This is a genomic window from Mycobacterium sp. KBS0706 (assembly GCF_005938675.2).
Taxonomy (GTDB): Bacteria; Pseudomonadota; Alphaproteobacteria; order DSM-16000; family Inquilinaceae; genus Inquilinus.
In genome coordinates this window covers 1-19,151 of the sequence record NZ_VCCH02000093.1, presented here as the reverse complement: position 1 = coordinate 19,151, position 19,151 = coordinate 1, and the positions used below count along the sequence as shown (strand labels likewise).

At 69.3% G+C, this 19,151-nt stretch carries 21 protein-coding genes and 1 tRNA gene; 14 read left to right on the top strand and 8 right to left on the bottom strand.

Annotated features, from left to right (window positions below; genetic code table 11):
- Window positions 1–223 precede the first annotated feature (223 nt).
- Genes FFK22_RS33430 through arsB form a run of 3 tightly spaced genes read left to right on the top strand, consistent with a single transcriptional unit; the run spans window position 224 to window position 2,137 of the window.
- A complete protein-coding gene (locus FFK22_RS33430; protein ID WP_138891560.1) occupies window positions 224–604 on the top strand; it encodes a helix-turn-helix transcriptional regulator in 381 nt (126 codons plus the stop codon).
- Window positions 601–1,023: an arsenate reductase (glutaredoxin) gene (gene arsC, locus FFK22_RS33425; protein WP_138891561.1), complete on the top strand. Its 423-nt coding sequence runs from the start codon at window positions 601–603 to the stop codon at window positions 1,021–1,023. The genes FFK22_RS33430 and arsC overlap by 4 nt, the downstream gene beginning before the upstream one ends.
- A 25-nt stretch (window positions 1,024–1,048) precedes the next feature.
- Window positions 1,049–2,137: an ACR3 family arsenite efflux transporter gene (arsB, locus tag FFK22_RS33420; protein WP_221939043.1), complete on the top strand. Its 1,089-nt coding sequence runs from the start codon at window positions 1,049–1,051 to the stop codon at window positions 2,135–2,137.
- Here arsB and FFK22_RS33415 read toward each other — a convergent pair whose 3' ends face one another.
- On the bottom strand, window positions 2,138–2,674 hold the full coding sequence (locus FFK22_RS33415) for an arsinothricin resistance N-acetyltransferase ArsN1 family B (protein ID WP_138891562.1): 537 nt from the start codon (window positions 2,672–2,674) through the stop codon (window positions 2,138–2,140).
- Between the two features lie 75 nt (window positions 2,675–2,749).
- On the opposite strand from FFK22_RS33415, the gene FFK22_RS33410 reads away from it, so the two are divergent.
- The 3 genes from FFK22_RS33410 (at window position 2,750) to arsK (ending at window position 5,943) form a co-directional block, all read left to right on the top strand.
- A complete protein-coding gene (locus FFK22_RS33410; RefSeq protein WP_221939042.1) occupies window positions 2,750–3,166 on the top strand; it encodes a PadR family transcriptional regulator in 417 nt (138 codons plus the stop codon).
- A 66-nt stretch (window positions 3,167–3,232) separates the two neighbouring features.
- Window positions 3,233–4,606, top strand: a complete 1,374-nt coding sequence (locus FFK22_RS33405) for an NAD(P)-binding domain-containing protein (RefSeq protein WP_138891563.1) — start codon at window positions 3,233–3,235, stop codon at window positions 4,604–4,606.
- Between the two features lie 17 nt (window positions 4,607–4,623).
- Window positions 4,624–5,943 (top strand): arsenite efflux MFS transporter ArsK, encoded by a 1,320-nt coding sequence (gene arsK, locus FFK22_RS33400; RefSeq protein ID WP_138891564.1) that lies wholly within the window; start codon window positions 4,624–4,626, stop codon window positions 5,941–5,943.
- 97 nt (window positions 5,944–6,040) lie between these two features.
- On the opposite strand, the gene FFK22_RS33395 is transcribed toward arsK, so the two are convergent.
- A tRNA-Tyr gene (locus FFK22_RS33395) sits at window positions 6,041–6,124 on the bottom strand.
- Between the two features lie 341 nt (window positions 6,125–6,465).
- Between FFK22_RS33395 and FFK22_RS33390 the strand changes: the two genes are divergently transcribed.
- Window positions 6,466–7,380: a methyltransferase domain-containing protein gene (locus FFK22_RS33390; RefSeq protein WP_138891565.1), complete on the top strand. Its 915-nt coding sequence runs from the start codon at window positions 6,466–6,468 to the stop codon at window positions 7,378–7,380.
- 79 nt (window positions 7,381–7,459) lie between these two features.
- Here FFK22_RS33390 and greA read toward each other — a convergent pair whose 3' ends face one another.
- Together greA and carB are read right to left on the bottom strand one after the other, a co-directional pair.
- Window positions 7,460–7,933: a transcription elongation factor GreA gene (greA, locus tag FFK22_RS33385; protein WP_138891566.1), complete on the bottom strand. Its 474-nt coding sequence runs from the start codon at window positions 7,931–7,933 to the stop codon at window positions 7,460–7,462.
- A gap of 88 nt (window positions 7,934–8,021) precedes the next feature.
- Window positions 8,022–11,273, bottom strand: coding sequence for a carbamoyl-phosphate synthase large subunit (gene carB / locus FFK22_RS33380; protein ID WP_138891567.1), 3,252 nt, complete (start codon window positions 11,271–11,273; stop codon window positions 8,022–8,024).
- 187 nt (window positions 11,274–11,460) lie between these two features.
- Here carB and FFK22_RS33375 point away from each other — a divergent pair, with 187 nt between their 5' ends.
- From FFK22_RS33375 to FFK22_RS33365, 3 genes are all read left to right on the top strand, one after another.
- Complete coding sequence (locus FFK22_RS33375; RefSeq protein ID WP_138891568.1) at window positions 11,461–12,846, top strand: adenylate/guanylate cyclase domain-containing protein; 1,386 nt, start codon at window positions 11,461–11,463, stop codon at window positions 12,844–12,846.
- Between the two features lie 9 nt (window positions 12,847–12,855).
- Window positions 12,856–13,728, top strand: a complete 873-nt coding sequence (locus tag FFK22_RS33370; protein ID WP_138891569.1) for an aldo/keto reductase — start codon at window positions 12,856–12,858, stop codon at window positions 13,726–13,728.
- Window positions 13,729–14,050: 322 nt separating this feature from the next.
- Window positions 14,051–14,392 (top strand): hypothetical protein, encoded by a 342-nt coding sequence (locus FFK22_RS33365; protein ID WP_138891570.1) that lies wholly within the window; start codon window positions 14,051–14,053, stop codon window positions 14,390–14,392.
- 61 nt (window positions 14,393–14,453) lie between these two features.
- Here the strand turns inward: FFK22_RS33365 and FFK22_RS43380 are convergent, their stop codons facing one another.
- Window positions 14,454–14,606, bottom strand: coding sequence for a hypothetical protein (locus tag FFK22_RS43380; RefSeq protein ID WP_186002792.1), 153 nt, complete (start codon window positions 14,604–14,606; stop codon window positions 14,454–14,456).
- Between the two features lie 123 nt (window positions 14,607–14,729).
- On the opposite strand from FFK22_RS43380, the gene FFK22_RS33360 reads away from it, so the two are divergent.
- On the top strand, window positions 14,730–15,116 hold the full coding sequence (locus tag FFK22_RS33360; protein ID WP_138891571.1) for a PRC-barrel domain-containing protein: 387 nt from the start codon (window positions 14,730–14,732) through the stop codon (window positions 15,114–15,116).
- A 60-nt stretch (window positions 15,117–15,176) separates the two neighbouring features.
- Here FFK22_RS33360 and FFK22_RS43375 read toward each other — a convergent pair whose 3' ends face one another.
- The 3 genes from FFK22_RS43375 to carA form a co-directional block, all read right to left on the bottom strand.
- Window positions 15,177–15,320 carry a hypothetical protein gene (locus FFK22_RS43375; RefSeq protein ID WP_186002791.1) on the bottom strand — a complete coding sequence of 48 codons (144 nt, stop codon included), beginning with the start codon at window positions 15,318–15,320 and terminating at the stop codon, window positions 15,177–15,179.
- Window positions 15,321–15,382: 62 nt separating this feature from the next.
- Entirely contained in the window at window positions 15,383–15,967 is a 585-nt protein-coding gene (locus tag FFK22_RS33355) for a GNAT family N-acetyltransferase (protein WP_138891572.1), read from the bottom strand.
- Window positions 15,967–17,127, bottom strand: a complete 1,161-nt coding sequence (carA, locus tag FFK22_RS33350; RefSeq protein WP_138891573.1) for a glutamine-hydrolyzing carbamoyl-phosphate synthase small subunit — start codon at window positions 17,125–17,127, stop codon at window positions 15,967–15,969. Before carA ends, FFK22_RS33355 begins: the two co-directional genes overlap by 1 nt.
- Before the next feature lie 155 nt (window positions 17,128–17,282).
- On the opposite strand from carA, the gene FFK22_RS33345 reads away from it, so the two are divergent.
- From FFK22_RS33345 to dnaG, 3 genes are all read left to right on the top strand, one after another.
- The gene (locus tag FFK22_RS33345; RefSeq protein WP_138891574.1) at window positions 17,283–17,738 is read left to right on the top strand and encodes a GatB/YqeY domain-containing protein; all 456 of its coding nucleotides are present in this window, start codon (window positions 17,283–17,285) and stop codon (window positions 17,736–17,738) included.
- Window positions 17,739–18,046: 308 nt separating this feature from the next.
- Window positions 18,047–18,214 carry a type II toxin-antitoxin system RelE/ParE family toxin gene (locus tag FFK22_RS44875; protein WP_221939040.1) on the top strand — a complete coding sequence of 56 codons (168 nt, stop codon included), beginning with the start codon at window positions 18,047–18,049 and terminating at the stop codon, window positions 18,212–18,214.
- A gap of 55 nt (window positions 18,215–18,269) precedes the next feature.
- Window positions 18,270–19,151: DNA primase (gene dnaG, locus FFK22_RS33330; protein ID WP_143956908.1), on the top strand; the 882-nt coding region annotated here is incomplete at its 3' end.

Genomic DNA, 19,151 nt, shown 5'->3' with positions numbered 1-19,151 from the left:
TGTGTCTCCCCTTGGCCGCCCTGCACGTCCGCGACGGCGGCGACGGGACCGTTCCCTACAAGCGGACGATGACGGTTTGGTTTAACAACCGTCTCGCCGGGATGACATTTGCTCTTCCAGCCTGTGGATTCCGGCGACAACTTCAAAGGATTAGATGAAAAAGCGATAGGTCCGTACCTGCGGGGGGCTTGCATCGCTTCCATATTTCTGCAATTCTAGAAATATGGATGAGATCGCAGTGATCGAAGGGCTCGGCGCCCTGGCCCAATCGACCCGGCTGGCCGTCTTCCGCCTGCTGGTCCAGGCCGGGCCCGACGGCGTGCCGGCCGGGACCGTGGCGGAGCGGGTCGGCGTGCCCAGCACGACGTTGTCGACCCATCTCGGCATCCTCAGCCGTGCCGGGCTGATCCGGTCGCAGCGGGAGGGGCGGTCGATCCTCTATTCCGCCGATCTCGACGGCGTGCGGGCGCTGCTGTCCTTCCTGGTCCAGGACTGCTGCAGCGGACGGCCGGAGATCTGCGCGCCGCTGATGGACGTCATCGAGCAGGCGGGCTGCGGCTGCCAGCCGGCCGCCCAAGCCCAGGGAGAACCGGCAGCGCCATGAGCCCGGTCACGATCTACCACAACCCGGCCTGCGGCACGTCGCGCAACGTCCTCGGCCTGATCCGCAACGCCGGCATCGAGCCGGTGGTCATCGAGTATCTGAAGACGCCGCCGGGCCGGGCCGAACTGGCCGATCTGATCCGGCGCATGGGCGCACCGGTGCGGGCGGTGCTGCGCCAGAAGGGCACGCCCTATCACGAGCTCGGCCTCGACGATCCGGCGCTGACCGACGACCAACTGCTCGACGCGATGATGGCGCATCCGATCCTGATCAACCGGCCGATCGTCGTCACCGAGCGGGGCGTGATCCTCGCCCGGCCGTCCGAATCGGTGCTCGACATCCTGCCGGGGCCGCAGCAGGGCGAATTCCGCAAGGAGGACGGCGAACTCGTCGTCGACGCCTCCAGCAAGCGCGCCTGATCCACTCCGACCGATAGGATCTGTCATGAACGCTGAGACGAGCGCCGCCGGCGCTGCCGCGCGCGCGCCTGCAGCCGCCCCTGCCATGGGGCTGTTCGAACGGTTCCTCAGCCTGTGGGTGGCGTTCTGCATCGTCGTCGGGATCGGCCTTGGCGCCGTGGTGCCGGGCTTCTTTGCGACGGTCGTTTCTGCCGAGATCGCGAGGGTCAACCTGCCGGTCGCGGTGCTGATCTGGGCGATGATCGTGCCGATGCTGCTGAAGATCGACTTCGCCGCGCTCGGCCAGGTGAAGGAGCATTGGCGCGGTGTCGGCGTCACCCTGTTCGTCAACTGGGGCGTCAAGCCGTTCTCGATGGCGCTGCTCGGCAGCGTCTTCATCGGCTGGCTGTTTGCGCCCTGGCTGGCCCAGGACCAGATCTCGTCCTACATCGCCGGGCTGATCCTGCTGGCCGCGGCGCCCTGCACGGCTATGGTCTTCGTCTGGTCGAACCTGTGTGAGGGCGAGCCGCACTTCACCCTGAGCCAGGTGGCGCTGAACGACCTGATCATGGTGTTCGCTTTCGCGCCCCTGGTCGGGCTGCTGCTCGGCGTCGCCTCGATCACCGTGCCCTGGGACACGCTGCTGCTGTCGGTGATGCTGTACATCGTCGTGCCGGTGGTGGTGGCGCAGCTCTGGCGCCGATCGCTGCTGGCCGCCGGCGGCGAGCCGACGCTGCGGCGGACCCTCTCCGTATTGCAGCCGCTGTCGTTGACCGCCCTGCTGGCGACGCTGGTCCTGCTGTTCGGCTTCCAGGGCGAACGCATCCTGGCGCAGCCGGTCGTCATCCTGCTGCTGGCCGTGCCGATCCTGATCCAGGTCTACCTCAACGCCGGCATTGCCTACTGGCTCAGCCGGCGGCTCGGCGTCGCCTGGTGCGTCGCGGCGCCGGCGGCGCTGATCGGTGCGTCCAACTTCTTCGAGCTGGCCGTGGCGGCCGCGATCAGTCTCTTCGGCCTCAACTCGGGCGCCGCACTCGCCACCGTGGTCGGCGTGCTGGTCGAGGTGCCGGTGATGCTCTCGGTGGTCCGCCTGGTGAAGGCCTCGCGCGGCTGGTACGAGCGCCGCCCGGCCTGATCAGTCCAGCACCTCGGTCACCGGGCGCGGTTCGGCCGGGTGGGCCGGGCGGTCGCCGATCGGGCGCTGCCACCAGCCGACATCGTGCCAGGCGCCGTGCTTGAAGCCGACGTCGCGATAGACGCCGAGCGGCACGAAACCGACCGCCTCGTGCAGGGCGACGCTGGCCGGGTTCGGCAGGGCGATGCCGGCGAAGGCGGCGTGGTATCCCTGCCGCCGCAGCAGCACGAACAGCCTTTCATAGAGCGCGCGGCCGATGCCCTGCCGTCGCCCGGCCTCGGCGACATAGACGCTGACATCGACCGACCAGCGATAGGCCGGCCGAGCCCGGTGCGGGCCGGCATAGGCATAGCCGAGGATCCGGCCGTCTTGCTCCGTCGCCAGCCAGGGATAGGTCGGGATCGAGCCGCGGATGCGGTCGGCCATCTCCGCCACCGAGGGCGGCGCCAGCTCGAAGGAGATCGCGGTGCCGGCGACGATCGGGGCGTAGATGGCGTGGAGGGCAGGGGCGTCCTCCGGCGTGGCGAGGCGGATCATCGGAAGTCCCGGCCGGCTGAGTTGCCGATACATTAGCCCTTGACTCATCGACCATCAAGGTATGAGGATCGAGCCATGACCGAAGCCCGCAAGCTCACCGCCGTCGCCCGCCCCGCGGTCGACTACACCAGCCGCTCCTACTGGGCCGGCACGATCAAGATGAGCCTGTCCAAGTTCTTCATCCTGCGCGTGCTGCACGACCGGCCGATGCACGGCTACGACATCGCCCGCGCGGTCGAACTGACGACCAATGGCTGCTGCTCTCCCACCGAGGGCACGATCTACCCGGTGCTGCGCGAGTTCGAGGAGGGCGGCTACGTCACGGTCGAGAGCAGCGTCGTCTCCGGCCGGCCGCGCAAGACCTACACCCTGACCGGCAAGGGCCGTGAGGCCTTCAAAGTCGGCGTCGAGGCCTGGCTGGAGGTGACCCGGGCGCTGACCGAGACGGAGAGCGTGATCGCCCGGGAGGGCAGTGGAGGCTGCTGCGGCTAGCCTCTCTTTTTTGCCTCGATACATCGATCTTCGATGCCTAGAGCCTAGATGGTGAGGAGACGCGACATGAATCGCCCGCTGAACTCGTCGGACCGCAGGGCACTCGGGGCCGTCTCGGAGCTGCCGGTCGCGATCATCGGCGCAGGCCCGGTCGGCCTGGCCGCTGCGGTCCATCTGCTCGGCCATGGGATCGAGCCCGTGATCCTGGAGGCCGGCATGCAGGTCGGCGCCGCAGTGCGCGACTGGGGCCATGTGCCGATGTTCTCGCCTTGGGGCTACAGCACCGACAAGGCCACGGTCGCGCTGCTGCAGCGGCAGGGCTGGACCCATCCGGACGAGGGCGGCTATCCGACCGGCCTCGATTTGGCCGAACGCTATCTCGACCCGCTGGCGGCGACGCCGGAGATTGCCCGTCGCCTGCGCCTCGGCACCCGCGTCACCGGCATCGCCCGCGCGGGCCACGGCAAAGTCCGGACTGCCGGGCGGGACGATCGGCCTTTCGAGGTCCGGTTTGTCGACGGCAGCGGACAGGAAGGCCGGGTCTTCGTGCACGCGGTAATCGACGCCTCCGGCACCTGGTCCTCGCCGAACCCGGCCGGGGCCGGCGGCCTGCCGGCGATCGGCGAGCGCGCGGCCGCCGCGCGCATCCGCTACGGCATGCCCGACGTGCTCGGCCGCGAGCGCGACCGCTATGCCGGGCGCCGCGTCCTGGTCGTCGGCAGCGGCCATTCCGCCACCGGCACGCTGCTCGACCTGGCCGAGCTGGCCCGGCAGGCGGCAGGTACAAGCATCGTCTGGGCGTTCCGCAACACCGACCAGGCGAAGCTGTTCGGTGGCGGCGAGGCCGACCAGCTGCCGCGCCGCGGCGCCCTCGGCCTGCGGCTGCGGGCGCTGGCCGAGGCGGGAGCCTATGAGATCGTCGCGCCCTTCGCAGTGGACGCGATCGAGACGGCGTCCGACGGCAATCTCCGTATCCTCGGCGACCGGGAGGGCACAGCGCGCACCATCGAGGCCGACGAGATGGTGGTGGCGACCGGCCTGCGCCCGGACCTGTCGATCCTCGGCGAGCTGCGGATCGACCTGGACCCGGCGCTCGACTGCCCGCGGGCGCTGGCGCCGCTGATCGACCCCAACGAGCACAGCTGCGGCACGGTCCGCCCGCATGGCGCGGCCGAGCTGGCGCAGCCGGAACCGGGCCTGTTCATCATCGGCATGAAGGCCTATGGCCGCGCCCCGACCTTCCTGCTGGCCACCGGCTACGAGCAGGCCCGGTCGGTCGCGGCTTACCTCGCCGGCGACCTGGAGGCCGCGGCCCGCGTCGAGCTGGACCTGCCCGAGACCGGCGTCTGCAACGGCCCCGGTCGGCGGGAGGCGGAGGAAGCGGCCTGCTGTGGCCCTGCCGCATCGGTCGCTCCCGCCAAGGCATCCGCCTGCTGCTGAGCGACGGGAAAGACACCATGGCTGAAGCGATCGGCGCGGCCGGTCCGGTCTCCGGGCGGCGGCTCCTCGGGGTCGTCGCCGGGCTCGGGCTGACCCAGGTCATCGGCTACGGCACGCTGTATTACAGCTTCAGCATCCTCGCCGCCGGGATGGCCGCCGATATCGGCTGGTCGCAGGACGCAGTCTACGGCGCCTTCTCGGCGGCGCTCCTGGCCGGGGCGCTGATTGGCCCGCGCTGCGGCCGCTGGGTCGACCGGCACGGCGCCGGCCGGGTCATGGCCCTGGGCTCGGTCGCCGCGGCCGCCGCGCTCGTCGCTTGCGCCATTGCCCCCGGACCGCTGGGCCTGGCCCTGGGGCTGGTCGCGATCCAGGTGGCCGCGTCCTTCGTCCTGTACGAGGTGGCGTTCCCGGCGCTGGTCCAGGTCGCCGGCTTCGGCGCCCGGCGCAGCATCACCCATCTGACCCTGATCGCCGGCTTCGCATCGACGCTGTTCTGGCCGGCGACCGCCACGCTGCGGGACCACCTCACCTGGCGCGAGGTGTATCTCGTCTTTGCTGCGCTGCACCTGCTGCTGTGCCTGCCCATCCATCTCTGGCTCCGCAGCTTGGCCAGGGCGGCCGGCCCGGCGGCGTTTGCGGCCGCTGCCGCCATGGTTCCGGAGGATGCCCAAGCGCAGCATCAGAATCGGCGGACACTGCTGGTGTTGACCACGGCAGGCTTCTCGCTCGCCGGCTTCGTCTCCTCGGCCGTGCTGGTGCACATGGTCCCGCTGCTTGGGGCGCTCGGCCTGGGCACCGGCAGCCTGCTGGTCGGCAGCCTGTTCGGCCCGGCCCAGGTGCTGAGCCGGTTCCTGACCATGACCGTCGGCCGCGGGGCCAGCCCGGTCGGCCTCGCGATCGTCGCCGCCGGCCTGCCGCCGCTGGCGCTCGGCCTGCTGCTGCTCGGTGCGCCCGCCCTGGCGGCGGCGCTCGGCTTCGCAATCCTGTTCGGGCTGGGATCCGGGCTGAACAGCATCGTCCGCGGCACGGTGCCGCTGGCGCTGTTCGGGCGCGCCGGCTATGCCGAGCGGCTCGGCTGGATCTCCAGCGTCGTCCACATCGTCTCCGCCCTCGCGCCCTTCCTGTTCGCTGCCTTCATGGAGCGGCTGGGGCCCGCGCCGACCCTCTGGCTGACGGCCGGGTTCGGCGGTCTCGCCGGGCTCGTGTTCCTGGAGATCCGGCGGCTGAGCAAGCGCACGCCTCCAATTGTGACAGGTGATGCGGTGCAGACGGCCGGGTCGAACGGCGCGTCAGGGTTTCGGCGCGCCGCCCTTACGGCCTGCCTGCACCGCCGATGACGACAAGGGATGGCGCGACGTCCCTGGTCGGTGCCGCCGCGCCGGAATTCGCCATCGGTCCTGTCCGGTCGGATCCGTCGGGCGGATCCGGGAGGTCTGGTCCACGGGGGCGGAGTCGAACCACCACAGCACGAGCGGGGCGTTTACAGCGCCTTGCCTTCACCGATAGGCGAGCCCGTGGGCCGGGGAAGGCTGGCGGAGAGTCGGCGAGTCGGGCCTGCGGCAACGCCCGTCCGGAACAAGGGACGAGCAGCGAACTCCCGCTGGGGCTGACTTTACCTGAAGCTTGGAAAACCGACGCACGACCGCTCTGCCACCCTTCCGATCAGAAGGAGGATTTTTCGCCTGGATATCGCAGAGCATGGGTCATGATGGGCGGGCGTATAGCACAGGACCCGTCCGATGGGAATGGACGGTCCGCTCGACTGCCAGCCGCCGGGCGCCGCCGGAAAGGGCGTCATGGGATTGCTCTCGGCTCCGGCCTGAGCGAAACAACGGTCGGATGCCGAACGGGAGCGCCGAATGCACGACACCGCCTGTGAGCACGGACGGCTGTTTTTCGAGCTGTACTGGGATCCGGCCTTTTCGACCGTGGTCGAACTCGGCAGCCAGAACGTCAACGGATCGCTGCGGGACCATTGCCCGGCCGCGGCCAGCTATATCGGCATGGATATGGTGCCCGCGAACGGGGTGGATCTCGTGGTCACCCCGGGTGAGCCCTTTCCGCTGGCCGACGAATCCACCGATGTCGCCGTGACCAGTTCCGCCTTCGAGCATGATGTGTGCTTCTGGGAGACATTCCTGGATCTGGTCCGCCTGCTGCGGCCCGGCGGGCTGCTTTATGTCAATGCTCCGAGCAACCACGCCTTCCACCGCTATCCGGTCGATTGCTGGCGCTTCTATCCGGATGCCGGCGTGGCGCTGGTGGCCTGGGCGGCCCGCCGGGGCATCGCCGTCGAGCTGGTCGAATCCTTCGTCGCGGCGCCGCGCAATGAAGGCTGGGCGGATTTCGTGGCGGTGTTCCGCAAAGCGTCATCCCGCCCCCTGACCCGGCGCGGGCGCATCGCCGACCACAGCCGCGCCATGAACATCCATGACGGCGCTCGCAAGGCCGGCCCGGAGATCGAAAACCAGCGGCCGGAAACCTTCGACATGCTGGCCGCCGCGGATCTGGCGGCGCGGTTGATGCAGGCGGAGAGGGCGGCCCGCGACGCCGGGGGCGAAGCCGCGAGACAGCACGCGGACAATGCGGCGTTGCAGGAGAAGATCGCGGCACTGACCGCCCGGATCGGGGCGCGAGACGCCGAGCTCGCGGATCTCTCCGAGGCGCGGCGGCGATTGGAGACGGATCTGAAGCGGATCCGGGCCAGCGCCTCCTGGCGGATCACGGCGCCGGTGCGCAGAGTCTCGGCGCTGCTGAAAAAGGGCAGGCGGTAGGCGGCGTGGGACACACCGGACATGGCAAACGGCCCTGCCTGGGGCAGGGCCGTTACCGAACTCAGAGAGGACCGACCGGTCAGACGAACTGGACCGTGACGATCTCGTAGCTCTTGGAGCCGCCGGGAGTGGTGACCTCGACCTGGTCGCCTTCGGACTTGCCGATCAGCGAGCGCGCCAGGGGCGCGGTGATCGACAGGCGGCCTTCCTTGATGTCGGATTCGTCCTGGCCGACGATCTGATAGGTGATCTCCTCGTCGGTGTCCTCGTCCGCCAGCGTCACGGTGGCGCCGAACTTGACGGTGTCGCCCGACAGCTTGGAGGTGTCGATGATCTCGGCCCGGCTGATCCGGTCCTCGAGTTCCATCACCCGGCCCTCGATGAAGCTCTGGCGCTCGCGCGCCGCGTGGTATTCCGCGTTTTCGGACAGGTCACCATGCTCGCGCGCCTCGGCGATCGCCTTGATCACCTCGGGCCGCGCCACGCTCTTCAGATGCTTCAATTCTTCCTGCAGGCGGTTGTATCCCCCCGCGGTCATCGGCACCTTTTCCATCGTGCTCCAGTCCCAAAAAGCCAAAAAGCGTTACACCCGGCGTCCAGGACGCCGGCCTCCAGACCTGCTCGTATCCCTGCCCCCGGTGCTACCGCGCCGAACCTAGGTAGGATTGCAGCGGGGCGACTTCAAGCGCCCCAGCCTTCAGCGCGGCGATCGCCTCCACAGTCGCGCGCGCCCCGGCCACGGTCGTCGAGTAGGGAATGTTATTGACCAGCGCGGCGCGGCGCAAGCCGAAGCTGTCGCGCACCGTCTGGGCGCCGTCGGTGGTGTTGAACACCAGCTGGACCTCCCCGTTCAGGATGGCGTCGACGATGTGCGGCTGGCCTTCCATCACCTTGTTGATGCGCCGGACCTTCAGGCCGCCGTCCTCCAGCGCCTTGGCGGTGCCGGTCGAGGCCAGGATCTCGAAGCCCAGCTCGGCGATGCGGCGGGCGACCGCCAGGATCGCCGGCTTGTCGCGGTCCTTGACCGAGACGAAGACGGTGCCGGACAGCGGCACCTTCTGGTTGGCGCCCAGCTGGCTCTTGGCGAAGGCGCGGCCGAAGTCGCGGTCCAGGCCCATGACCTCGCCGGTCGACTTCATCTCCGGCCCCAGGATGACGTCGACCCCGGGGAAGCGGTTGAATGGGAACACCGCCTCCTTCACCGCCGTGTAGGGCGGGGTCGGGCCGGCCAGGGTGAAGTCGGCCAGCTTTTCGCCGGCCATCACCCGGGCCGCGATCTTGGCGATCGGCGTGCCGGTCGCCTTGGCCACGAAGGGCACGGTGCGGCTGGCGCGCGGATTGACCTCGATAACGTAGACCTCGTTGTCCTTGACCGCGAACTGGGTGTTCATCAGGCCGATGACGCCCAGGCCGTCGGCCAGCATCCGGGTCTGGCGCTCGATCTCGTGCACCACGAAGGCGGGCAGGGAATAGGGCGGCAGGGCGCAGGCGCTGTCGCCGGAATGGATCCCGGCCTCCTCGATATGCTCCATGATGCCGGCGACATAGACTTGGTCGCCGTCGCGCACCGCGTCTACATCGACCTCGATCGCGTCCTGCAGGTAGCGGTCGATCAGCACCGGGTTGCGGCCGGAGACCTTGACGGCCGTGGTGATGTAGCGGCGGAAGCCCTGCAGGTCGTGCACGATCTCCATGCCCCGGCCGCCCAGCACGTAGGACGGGCGCATCAGGCAGGGGAAGCCGACCTCCTGCACGATCGCCTCCGCCGCCTCGACCGAATGGGCGATGCCGCTCTTCGGCTGGCGCAGGCCCAGCTTGTCCAAGAGGTCGCGGAAGCGCTCGCGATCCTCCGCCAGGTCGATCGCGTCCTTCGGCGTGCCCAGGATCGGGATGCCGGCCTCCTCCAGGTCATGCGCCAGCTTCAAAGGTGTCTGGCCGCCGAACTGGACGATCACGCCCTTGACCGTGCCGCGCTCCTGCTCGACCCGGATCAGCTCGATCACGTCCTCGGCGGTCAGCGGCTCGAAATACAGCCGGTCCGAGGTGTCGTAGTCGGTCGACACCGTCTCCGGGTTGCAGTTGACCATGATGGTCTCGTAGCCGGCCTCCTTCAGCGCGTAGGCGGCGTGGACGCAGCAATAGTCGAACTCGATGCCCTGGCCGATCCGGTTCGGGCCGCCGCCGAGGATGACGATCTTCTCGCGGTCGGTCGGGTCGGATTCGCACTCGCCTTCATCGAAGCCGGCCTCGTGCGTCGAATACATGTAGGGCGTGGCCGAGGCGAACTCGCCGGCGCAGGTGTCGATCCGCTTGTAGACCGGCGTCACCCCCAGGCCGCGGCGAGCCGAGGCGGCTTCGGACTCGGGCACATCCGCCAGCTTGGCAAGCCGGGCGTCGGAGAAGCCGAGCCGCTTCAGCCGGGCGAAGCCCTGGGCGTCCTCGGGCAGGCCGTAGCGCCGCACCTCCTCCTCGGCCGCGACGATCTTCTCGATCTCGCGCAGGAACCAGGGGTCGAACTTGCAGGCGGCGCGGATCTCCTCGACCCCGAGGCCGAGGCGCATCGCCTGGGCGATGACCAGCAGCCGGTCATGGGTCGGGCGGGCCAGGGCGGCGCGGACCACCTGCGCGTCCGGCGCATCCATGGCGACGCCGGGGATCTCGATCTCGTCCAGGCCGGACAGGCCGGTCTCCATCGACCGCAGCGCCTTCTGCAGCGCCTCGGCGAAGTTGCGGCCGATCGACATCGCCTCGCCGACCGACTTCATGCTGGTGGTCAGGGTCGGCTCGGCGCCCGGGAACTTCTCGAAGGTGAAGCGCGGCATCTTGACGACGACATAGTCGATCGTCGGCTCGAAGCTGGCCGGGGTCACCTTGGTGATGTCGTTGGCCAGCTCGTCCAGCGTGTAGCCGACCGCCAGCTTGGCCGCGACCTTGGCGATCGGGAAGCCGGTCGCCTTCGACGCCAGGGCGGAGGAGCGGCTGACCCGCGGATTCATCTCGATCACGACCATGCGGCCGGTCTCGGGGTCGACCGCGAACTGCACGTTCGACCCGCCGGTGTCGACGCCGATCGCGCGCAGCACCGCGATCGAGGCGTCGCGCATCCGCTGGTATTCCTTGTCGGTCAGCGTCAGGGCCGGGGCCACGGTGACGCTGTCGCCGGTGTGGATGCCCATCGGATCGACGTTCTCGATCGAGCAGATGATGATGCAGTTGTCCGCCCGGTCGCGGACCACCTCCATCTCGTATTCCTTCCAGCCGAGGACGGATTCCTCGATCAGCACCTCGCGGGTCGGGCTGGCGGCGAGGCCGGAGCGCACGATCTCCTCGAACTCGACCCGGTTGTAGGCGATGCCGCCGCCGGTGCCGCCGAGGGTGAAGGACGGGCGGATGATCGCCGGCAGGCCGACGGCCGGCAGCGCGTCGATCGCCTCGGACAGGCTGTGCACCACCGCGCTCTTCGGCGATTCCAGGCCGATCTCGTCCATGGTCTCGCGGAACTTGGCCCGGTCCTCGGCCTTCTCGATGCTGTCCCGCTTGGCCCCGATCAGCTCGATCCCCAGCCGCGCCAGCGTGCCGTTCTCGGCCAGCGCCATGGCGGTGTTCAGCGCCGTCTGCCCGCCCATCGTCGGCAGCAGCGCGTCCGGCTTCTCCTGCTCCAGGATGCGGGCCACGATCTCCGGCGTGATCGGCTCGATATAGGTGGCGTCCGCCAGCTCCGGATCGGTCATGATCGTCGCCGGGTTGGAGTTGACCAGGATGACGCGGTAGCCCTCCTGCTTCAGCGCCTTGCAGGCCTGGGCGCCGGAATAGTCGAACTCGCAGGCCTGGCCGATGACGATCGGGCCGGCGCCGATGATGCAGATCGAGCGGATGTCGGTGCGCTTGGGCATGGGGGCGGCCTGCTGGGTACGGGGGGCACGCTCCCGAAGGAGCGCGCTCTTATAAGGAAGGAACGCGCGCGGGGAAAGCCCCGGGGCGACCGCATGGCGCAGGGCAGGGGCGACCTGTCGTCATCCAGGCTCTGGCGAAACCCGCGTGGAGGCCCCATTTGCAGCGCATCATCGGGTGGAGGGCGGCATGGCGAAACCGACGCAGGCGACGCCCCTTGGCATCCAAGGCGCCATGGAGCGGGAGGAGCGTGACGGCTTCTCCTACGTCTTCTACGGCCGGGTGCTGGTGCTGGCGCTGCTGGCCGTCTATGTCGCCATCTGGATCCCGGTCGAGCGGTCGGTGGCTTATATCGGCCTGATGGCCGTCTTCCTCGTGCTCGGCCTGATCCCGTATCTGCTGCAGCGCCGCGGCAGCATCGGCGTCTGGGGCGTCGGCGCCTTCCTGGTGCTGGACGCGGCGGTGCTGACCTTCGTGATGGTGGCGCCGAACCCGCTGTTCGGGTCCGACCTGCCGGTCCAGTTCACCCAGCGGATCCCGAACTTCCTGTTCCTGCTGCTGTTCCTGTGCGGCGTGGCGCTCAGCTATTCGCCCAAGCTGGTGCTGCTGGTCGGCGGGGCGCTGACGATCTCCTGGTCGCTCGGCTTCGCCTGGCTGGCGACCCGCCCGGACAGCATCGTCACCAGCGCCAACGACATGGTCGACGGTCCGAACCCGGACGCCGCGCGCATCGCCATGTCGCTCGACCCGCACGCCGTCAGCAGCACGCTGTGGATGATTCAGACCGTCGTCCTGGTGCTGATGACGATGGTGCTGGCCCTGGCGGTGTGGCGCTCGCGCAAGCTGGTCGGGCGGGCGGCGCGGATGGAGGCGGCCAAGGCGGCGCTGTCGCGCTACTTCTCGCCCAACCTGGTCGGCCGGCTCGCCGCCTCGGCCACGCCGCTCGGCGAGATCCAGCGCCAGCCGGCGGTGATCCTGTTCGTCGACATCGTCGGCTTCTCCGGCCAGGCCGAAGGGCTGGCGCCGGAGCGGGTGGTGGCGCTGCTGCGCAGCTTCCACCGCCGCATGGCGGAGCAGGTCTTCGCCCATGAGGGCACGATCGACAAATATATCGGCGATTGCGTCATGGCGACCTTCGGCACGCCGCAGCCCGGCCCGCGCGATGCCAGCAACGCGCTGAGCTGCGCCCAGGCGATGTGCCACGAGGTCGAGCGCTGGAACGACAAGCGCCGGGCGCGCGGCGCAGCGCCGGTCGAGGTCGGCATCGGCCTGCATTACGGGCTGGTGGTGATGGGCAATATCGGCGACGAGCGGCGGCTGGAGTTCGGCGTCGTCGGCGATACGGTCAACGTCGCCAGCCGGCTCGAGCGGCTGAGCCGCCGCCTCGCCGCCCGGGTGGTGGCCAGCGACGCCGCGGTCTCCCAGGCCGGCCGCGAAGGCTGCCCGCCGGAGGTGCTGGGGGCGTTCGGCCCGGCCGGTGAGGCGGAGATCCGCGGCCGGCAGGGGGCGCTGACGATCTGGACCCTGGCTGCCGCCGGGGCGATGCCGCAGGATCGGTTAGCAATCGCGGAATAGGAGGCAGGAATGACCGGCACAGAAGGGCTGCGCCGCCGGCCGGCGGACGAGACCACGGTGGCGCTGCCCTCCGGCGCCGCCATGCCGATCCTGGGGCAGGGCACCTGGGGCATGGGCGAGGACCGGCGCGAGGCCGACGAGGAGGCGGCGGCGCTGGCCGCAGGGCTCGACCTCGGCCTGACCCTGATCGACACCGCCGAGATGTATGGCGAGGGCGGCGCCGAGGAGGTCGTCGGCCAGGCGATCCGCGGCCGCCGCGACGGCGTGTTCCTGGTCAGCAAGGTCTATCCGCACAATGCCGGTTTCAGGGCCGCGACCGAGGCCTGCGAGCGCAGCCTGCGCCGGCTCGGCACCGACCGGATCGACCTTTATCTGCTGCATTGGCAGGGCCGCACGCCCTATGCCGAGACCATCGAGGCGTTCGAGCGGCTGCGGCAGGACGGCAAGCTGGTCGATTGGGGCGTCAGCAATTTCGACGTCGACGATATGGAAGCCTGGGCCGGCGAGGAGCGCGGCGACCGCACCGCGACGAACCAGGTCTGCTACAGCCTGTCCGCCCGGGGTATCGAATGGGACCTGCTGCCCTGGTGCCAGGACCGCTTCCTGCCGGTTATGGCGTATTCGCCGCTCGGCCAGGGCCGGCTGCTCGGCAACACCGTGCTCGGCGGCGTCGCCCGCCGGCACGGGGTCGCGCCGGCCACCGTGGCGCTGGCCTGGCTGCTGACCCGGCAGGGCGTCGTCGCCATCCCGAAATCCAGCCGGGTCGAGCGGCTGCGGGATCACCGCGAGGCGCTGGACCTCATCCTCGACGAGGCTGACTTGGCGGCGCTCGACCAGGCCTTCCCGCCGCCGCGGCGGAAGACATCGCTCGCCATCCTCTGACCGCAGGCTGTCCGGCCCGCTTCACCGATGACCGCTCGCCCGGCCCGGCGCCACTGCTGTTGCCGTCGTTCATGTATCGCTAATTGAGCCTTCGCAGAGAATTGCAATTCAAACCGAGTTTCGAATTGTGGCCTCTTTGTGATTTCTTCGTGTCTTAAAAGAAAATCAACGGCGTTCCGGCTTGGTTCGTCGCTGTATGCTTGCCGTCGTAGCCTTTGTCGACGACGGAATCTTCAGGATAGGGCGTGAAATGGGGGAGCCGGCTGTTTCCCAGGGAGCATCGCCGGTTGATGGAAGAGGGATCAGGCTTATGTTGTCTGGTATGAAGCGTCTTCTCGTTGCCGCCTCGGCGGCTCTGCTGCTCGCCGGAGCCTCCGGCACCGCCTTCGCCCAGGATCGGGCGCCGGCGCCGGTGGCTGCGCCGGCGGTGTGGAACGGCCAGGGGGACGCGACTCTCAACACCAAGGTGGACTGGCGCGATCATCGCAGCTGGCGCGACCGCCGCGACTGGCGGAGCGACCGCCGCGACTGGCGGCGCGACAGATACCACGACCGCCGGGACTGGTACCGCGACAGCTGGCGTCGTGACCACCGGTACGGGTACCGTGACGGCTGGCGTCGCGACGGCTGGTACCGTCCCTACCGGTACGACTGGCGCTACTGACCGAGCGACAATCCGAGGATGAAGAAGGCCAGCACCCGCGGGTGCCGGCCTTCTTCGTGGGTTAGAACCGCACCGGATCCGGCAGGGGCGGCTCGGCCGGGCCGGGCGGCACCTCCGGCGGCGGCTGTCCTGGCTGGTCCGGCGGCGTGTCCGGCCGCGGATTGGGCATCGGCGGGCGGGTGGGATCGTCGGGGGGCGGCTTCGGATCGCTCATGAGGGTCTCGCATCTGCGGGAATGGTCTCCCTGGTCAATCGCCCGCCGCCGCCCCTGGTTCCGGGGAACCGGGGCTTCGTTCGAGCCATTGTCTGGATGAGACCACCACTGTGGGAGAGCGACATGCAGCCCCAGGCAGCCCGCGATCTCAGCACGCGCGAGACCGAGCGGCTGATCGCCAGCGACAAGGTCGAGAGCACCCCGGTGCGGCGGCCGAACGGCGACCGGATCGGCACCATCCAGCGGGTGATGATCGACAAGCGGACCGGCCGCGTCGGCTATGCGGTGATGACCTTCGGCGGCTTCCTCGGCATCGGCGAGGACTACTACGCCCTGCCGTGGTCGATGCTGACCTACAACGAGGCGCTCGACGCCTATGAGCTGGACATCACCGAGGACCAGCTGCGCGGCGCCCCGGCGCATGACCGCGGCGAGCGCTTCGACTGGGACGACCGGCAATGGGCGCAGCAGGTGCACGACTACTACCGCGTCCCGCCTTATTGGATGTAGCGGCGAGCTCAGGCTGGGAGACTTGGGGCGGCCTTCGGGCCGCCCCGATTTTTTGTCCGGTCAGAAGATCCACCAGAGCAGCACTATGCCGAGGACGATGACCGCGAGCGCCATCGAGGCGTGGAGGACCCAGCGCATGTGGCCGCTGGTCTCGCCCTGGCGGGCCTCGGTCTTGTTGAGCGTGGGCGGATGGTCGTCCGGCATGTCGCCTCCTCGCCGCGGTGGCCTTGGTCAAAAAGGCAACGGCGGCGAGGGCAGGCGGGTTCCTACCCCGCCGGCGGATCCACCGGATCCGGGCTGGTCAGCGCCGTCAGCACGTGGTCGCGCCAGGCGCCGCCGATGAACAGATAGTCCTTGGCATAGCCCTCGCGGACGAAGCCCAAGCGCTGCAGCAGCGCGGCGCTGCGGGCGTTCTCCGGCAGGTGGTTGGCCATCAGCCGGTGCAGGCCCAAGGGGCCGAAGGCGTAGGGGATCGCCATCTCCAGCGCCTCGCGCATCAGCCCCTGGCCCTGCTGGGCCGCACCCATGTGATAGCCCAGCGTCGCCGCCTGGAAGGCGCCGCGCGCCAGCATGTTCAGGTTCAGCTGCCCGACGATGCCGGCCTCCGGCCGGTCGATCCGGCGCAGCACCAGACGCACGGCGCGGTCGTCCAGGAACAGCTCGACCGCCTCGGCGCCCCAGCGGCGCCAATGGGCCTCGGTGCGCCAGGCGGCGCTGCGCGGCGGCATCCAGGGGCCGAGATGATCCCATTCCCGGTCGTGGAAGGCGGCCAGCGCCGCGCTGTCGGCCGGCCCCGCCAGGGTCAGGAAGACCCTGGGGCCCAGCAGGCGCGGCGGCTCGCGCTGGGGCATCAGCGCTTGTGCGCGTCGATCAGGTCGACGAAGCGCTGGAACAGGTAGTGGCTGTCCTGCGGGCCCGGGCTGGCCTCGGGGTGGTACTGCACCGAGAACACCGGCCGGTCCTTCAGCCGCAGCCCTTCGTTCGACCCGTCGAACAGGCTGACATGGGTGACCTCGACACTGTCCGGCAGGCTTTCCGCCAGCACCTGGAAGCCATGGTTCTGGCTGGTGATCTCGACCTTGCCGGTGGTCAGGTCCTTGACCGGATGGTTGGCGCCGCGATGGCCGCGCGCCATCTTGCCGGTCTGGGCGCCCAGCGCCAGGGCCAGCATCTGGTGGCCGAGGCAGATGCCGAACATCGGCAGCCCGGTGTCGAGCAGCGCCTTGATCGTCGGCACGGCGTAGCTGCCGGTCGCCGCCGGATCGCCCGGGCCGTTGGCCAGGAACACCCCGTCGGGATTGTGGCTCAGCACGTCCTCGGCGGTCGCGGTCGCCGGCACCACCGTGACCTCGCAGCCGGTCGAGGCCAGGCAGCGCAGGATGTTGCGCTTGGCGCCGAAATCGATCGCCACGACCTTGCGCTTCGGGCTCTCCAGCGTGCCGTAGCCGGTGCCGAGCGCCCAGCGCGTCTGGTCCCAGCGATAGGTCTGGGTGCAGGACACCTCCTTGGCCAGGTCCATGCCCTCCAGCCCTGGCCAGGCCTGGGCCTCGGCCAGCGCCGCGGCGATGTCGAAATCGCCGTCGGGGGCGTGGATCACCACCCCGGTCGGGGCGCCGGCGTCGCGGATGCGGCGGGTCAGGGCGCGGGTGTCGATCCCGGCGATGCCGATCAGCCCGAAGGATTGCAGCCAGTCGTCGAAGTCGCGGGTGGCGCGCCAGTTCGACGGGTCGGTGATGTCGTCGCGCAGCACCAGGCCGCGCGCCGCCGTGGTCCCGGTCTCGACATCCTCGGGGTTGGCGCCGACATTGCCGATATGCGGGAAGGTGAAGGTGACGATCTGCCCGGCATAGGACGGATCGGTCATGATCTCCTGGTAGCCGGTCATCGAGGTGTTGAAGCAGACCTCACCGATCGCCCGGCCGGTGGCACCGATGCCTCGGCCCCAAAGCACCGTGCCGTCGGCGAGCACGAGCGCCGCAGTGGCGCCGGGGGGCGGAGCGGTGTGGGTCATGGCAACCTCAGGGACTGAATTTCCAGGCATAAAGCACGGGTGGTTGCAAGATTCCAGCCCCTCTTGCCCGCGCTGGCGGAATGCCCGACCCCTTCTCTTGCCTATGCCGGCCGAATGGCCGACATTCGCGCCGTTTCTGTCAGGAGGATCCGACCATGCTGCGCCCCCAGTTCACCGACACGCTCAAGGAAGCGATGAAGGCCCGGGACGAGCGCACGCTCTCGACCGTGCGGATGATCATCGCCGCGCTCAAGACCAAGGACATCGATGCCCGCGCCAAGGGCAACATGGACGGCATCCCGGACGAGGAGATCCTGTCCATGCTGCAGACCATGGTGAAGCAGCGGCGCGAGAGCATCGCCCTGTACCAGCAGGGCAACCGCCAGGATCTGGTCGACAAGGAGCAGGCGGAGATCGGGGTGATCGAGCGCTGGCTGCCGCAGGCGATGGACGAGGTCGAGACCGCAGCCGCGATCGGCACGGTGATCCGGGACCTCGGCGCCGCCGGCATGAAGGACATGGGCAAGGTGATGGCCGAGCTGAAGACCCGCTATGCCGGCCGCATGGACTTCTCGAAGGTCTCGGCCGCTGTGAAGGCGCAGCTGGGCTGAACCACGGTGATCCATCGACCCGAAGACGCCTATATTGGGTCTATGAGAAAGCCAGCGCCCGTCCAGCTTCCGGATGATCCTGAGACCGCCGCCAAGCGTGCGGCGATCCGGGAAGGCATCGCCTCTGCCGATGCGGGCCGGCTGGTTCCCCATGAGGAGGTGCGGCGGTGGCTGCTCTCCTGGGGAACCGGCAAGCGGCTGCCGAAGCCTGAGTGCAAGTAGCCTGGACGCCTGAGGCGCTGGCCGACCTCGACCGGGTGGTGACCTATGTCGAGACGGTCAATCCTTGGGCCGCATAGCGCCTTGCCGTGCAATTGATTGCAGCCGCAGACAGCCTGGAACGGCTGCCGCGACGTGGGCGGCCGGGGCTGGAACTCGCCACTCGGGAACTCGTCGTCACGCCCTATGTGATCGTGTATCGGGTGACCGGACAGGTGGAAATCCTGCGTATCTGGCACGGGGCTCAGAACCGCTGAGCCCGCAACCGGAATCGCGTTAGTCTAGTCCCTTCTCGCCCGATAGAACCCCCGCATGTCCCTTCCTCCCGGCTTCCTCGAAGAGCTGCGCACCCGCCTCCAGGTGTCCGACGTGGTCGGCAAGCGGGTGCCGCTGCAGCGCAGCACCAAGGGCGAGTTCAAGGCCTGCTGCCCGTTCCATAAGGAGAAGACGCCGAGCTTCACGGTCAACGACCAGAAGGGCTTCTTCTACTGCTTCGGCTGCGGCGCCACCGGCGACGTCATCAGCTTCGTCATGCAGCACGACCGCCTGTCCTTCATGGAGGCGATCGAGACGTTGGCCTCCCAGGCCGGGTTGGAGGTGCCGAAGGCCGCGCCGGAGGACCGGGCCCGGTTCGAGCGGCAGAAGACGCTGTACGACGTGGTCGAGTCGGCCTGCGCCTTCTTCGAGGCCGAGTTGCGCGGCGCCGGCGGCCGGGCGGCGCGCGACTACCTCAAGGGCCGCGGCCTGGACGGCGACACCATCTCGCGCTTCCGCCTCGGCTTCGCCCCCGCCGAGGCCGGAAAGCTGATCAGGCATCTGCGCGGCCAGGGCTTCCAGGACGCGATGATCGAGGAGGTCGGGCTGGCGCGCCGTCCGGATGACGGGCGCGACCTCTATTCCTTCTTCCGCAACCGGGTGATCTTTCCGGTGGCCGACCGGCGCGGCCGCACCGTCGCCTTCGGCGGCCGGATCATGGAGGGGGACGGGCCGAAATACATCAACAGCCCGGACAACCCGCTGTTCCACAAGGGAAATCTTCTCTACGGCATGTCCCGCGCCCGTCAGGCGGCGTCGCAAGGCCAGACCGTGATCGTGGCCGAAGGCTATATGGACGTGATCGCCCTGGTCCGCGCCGGCTTCGAGGCGGCGGTGGCGCCGCTCGGCACCGCCTTGACCGAGGAGCAGATCGTTGAG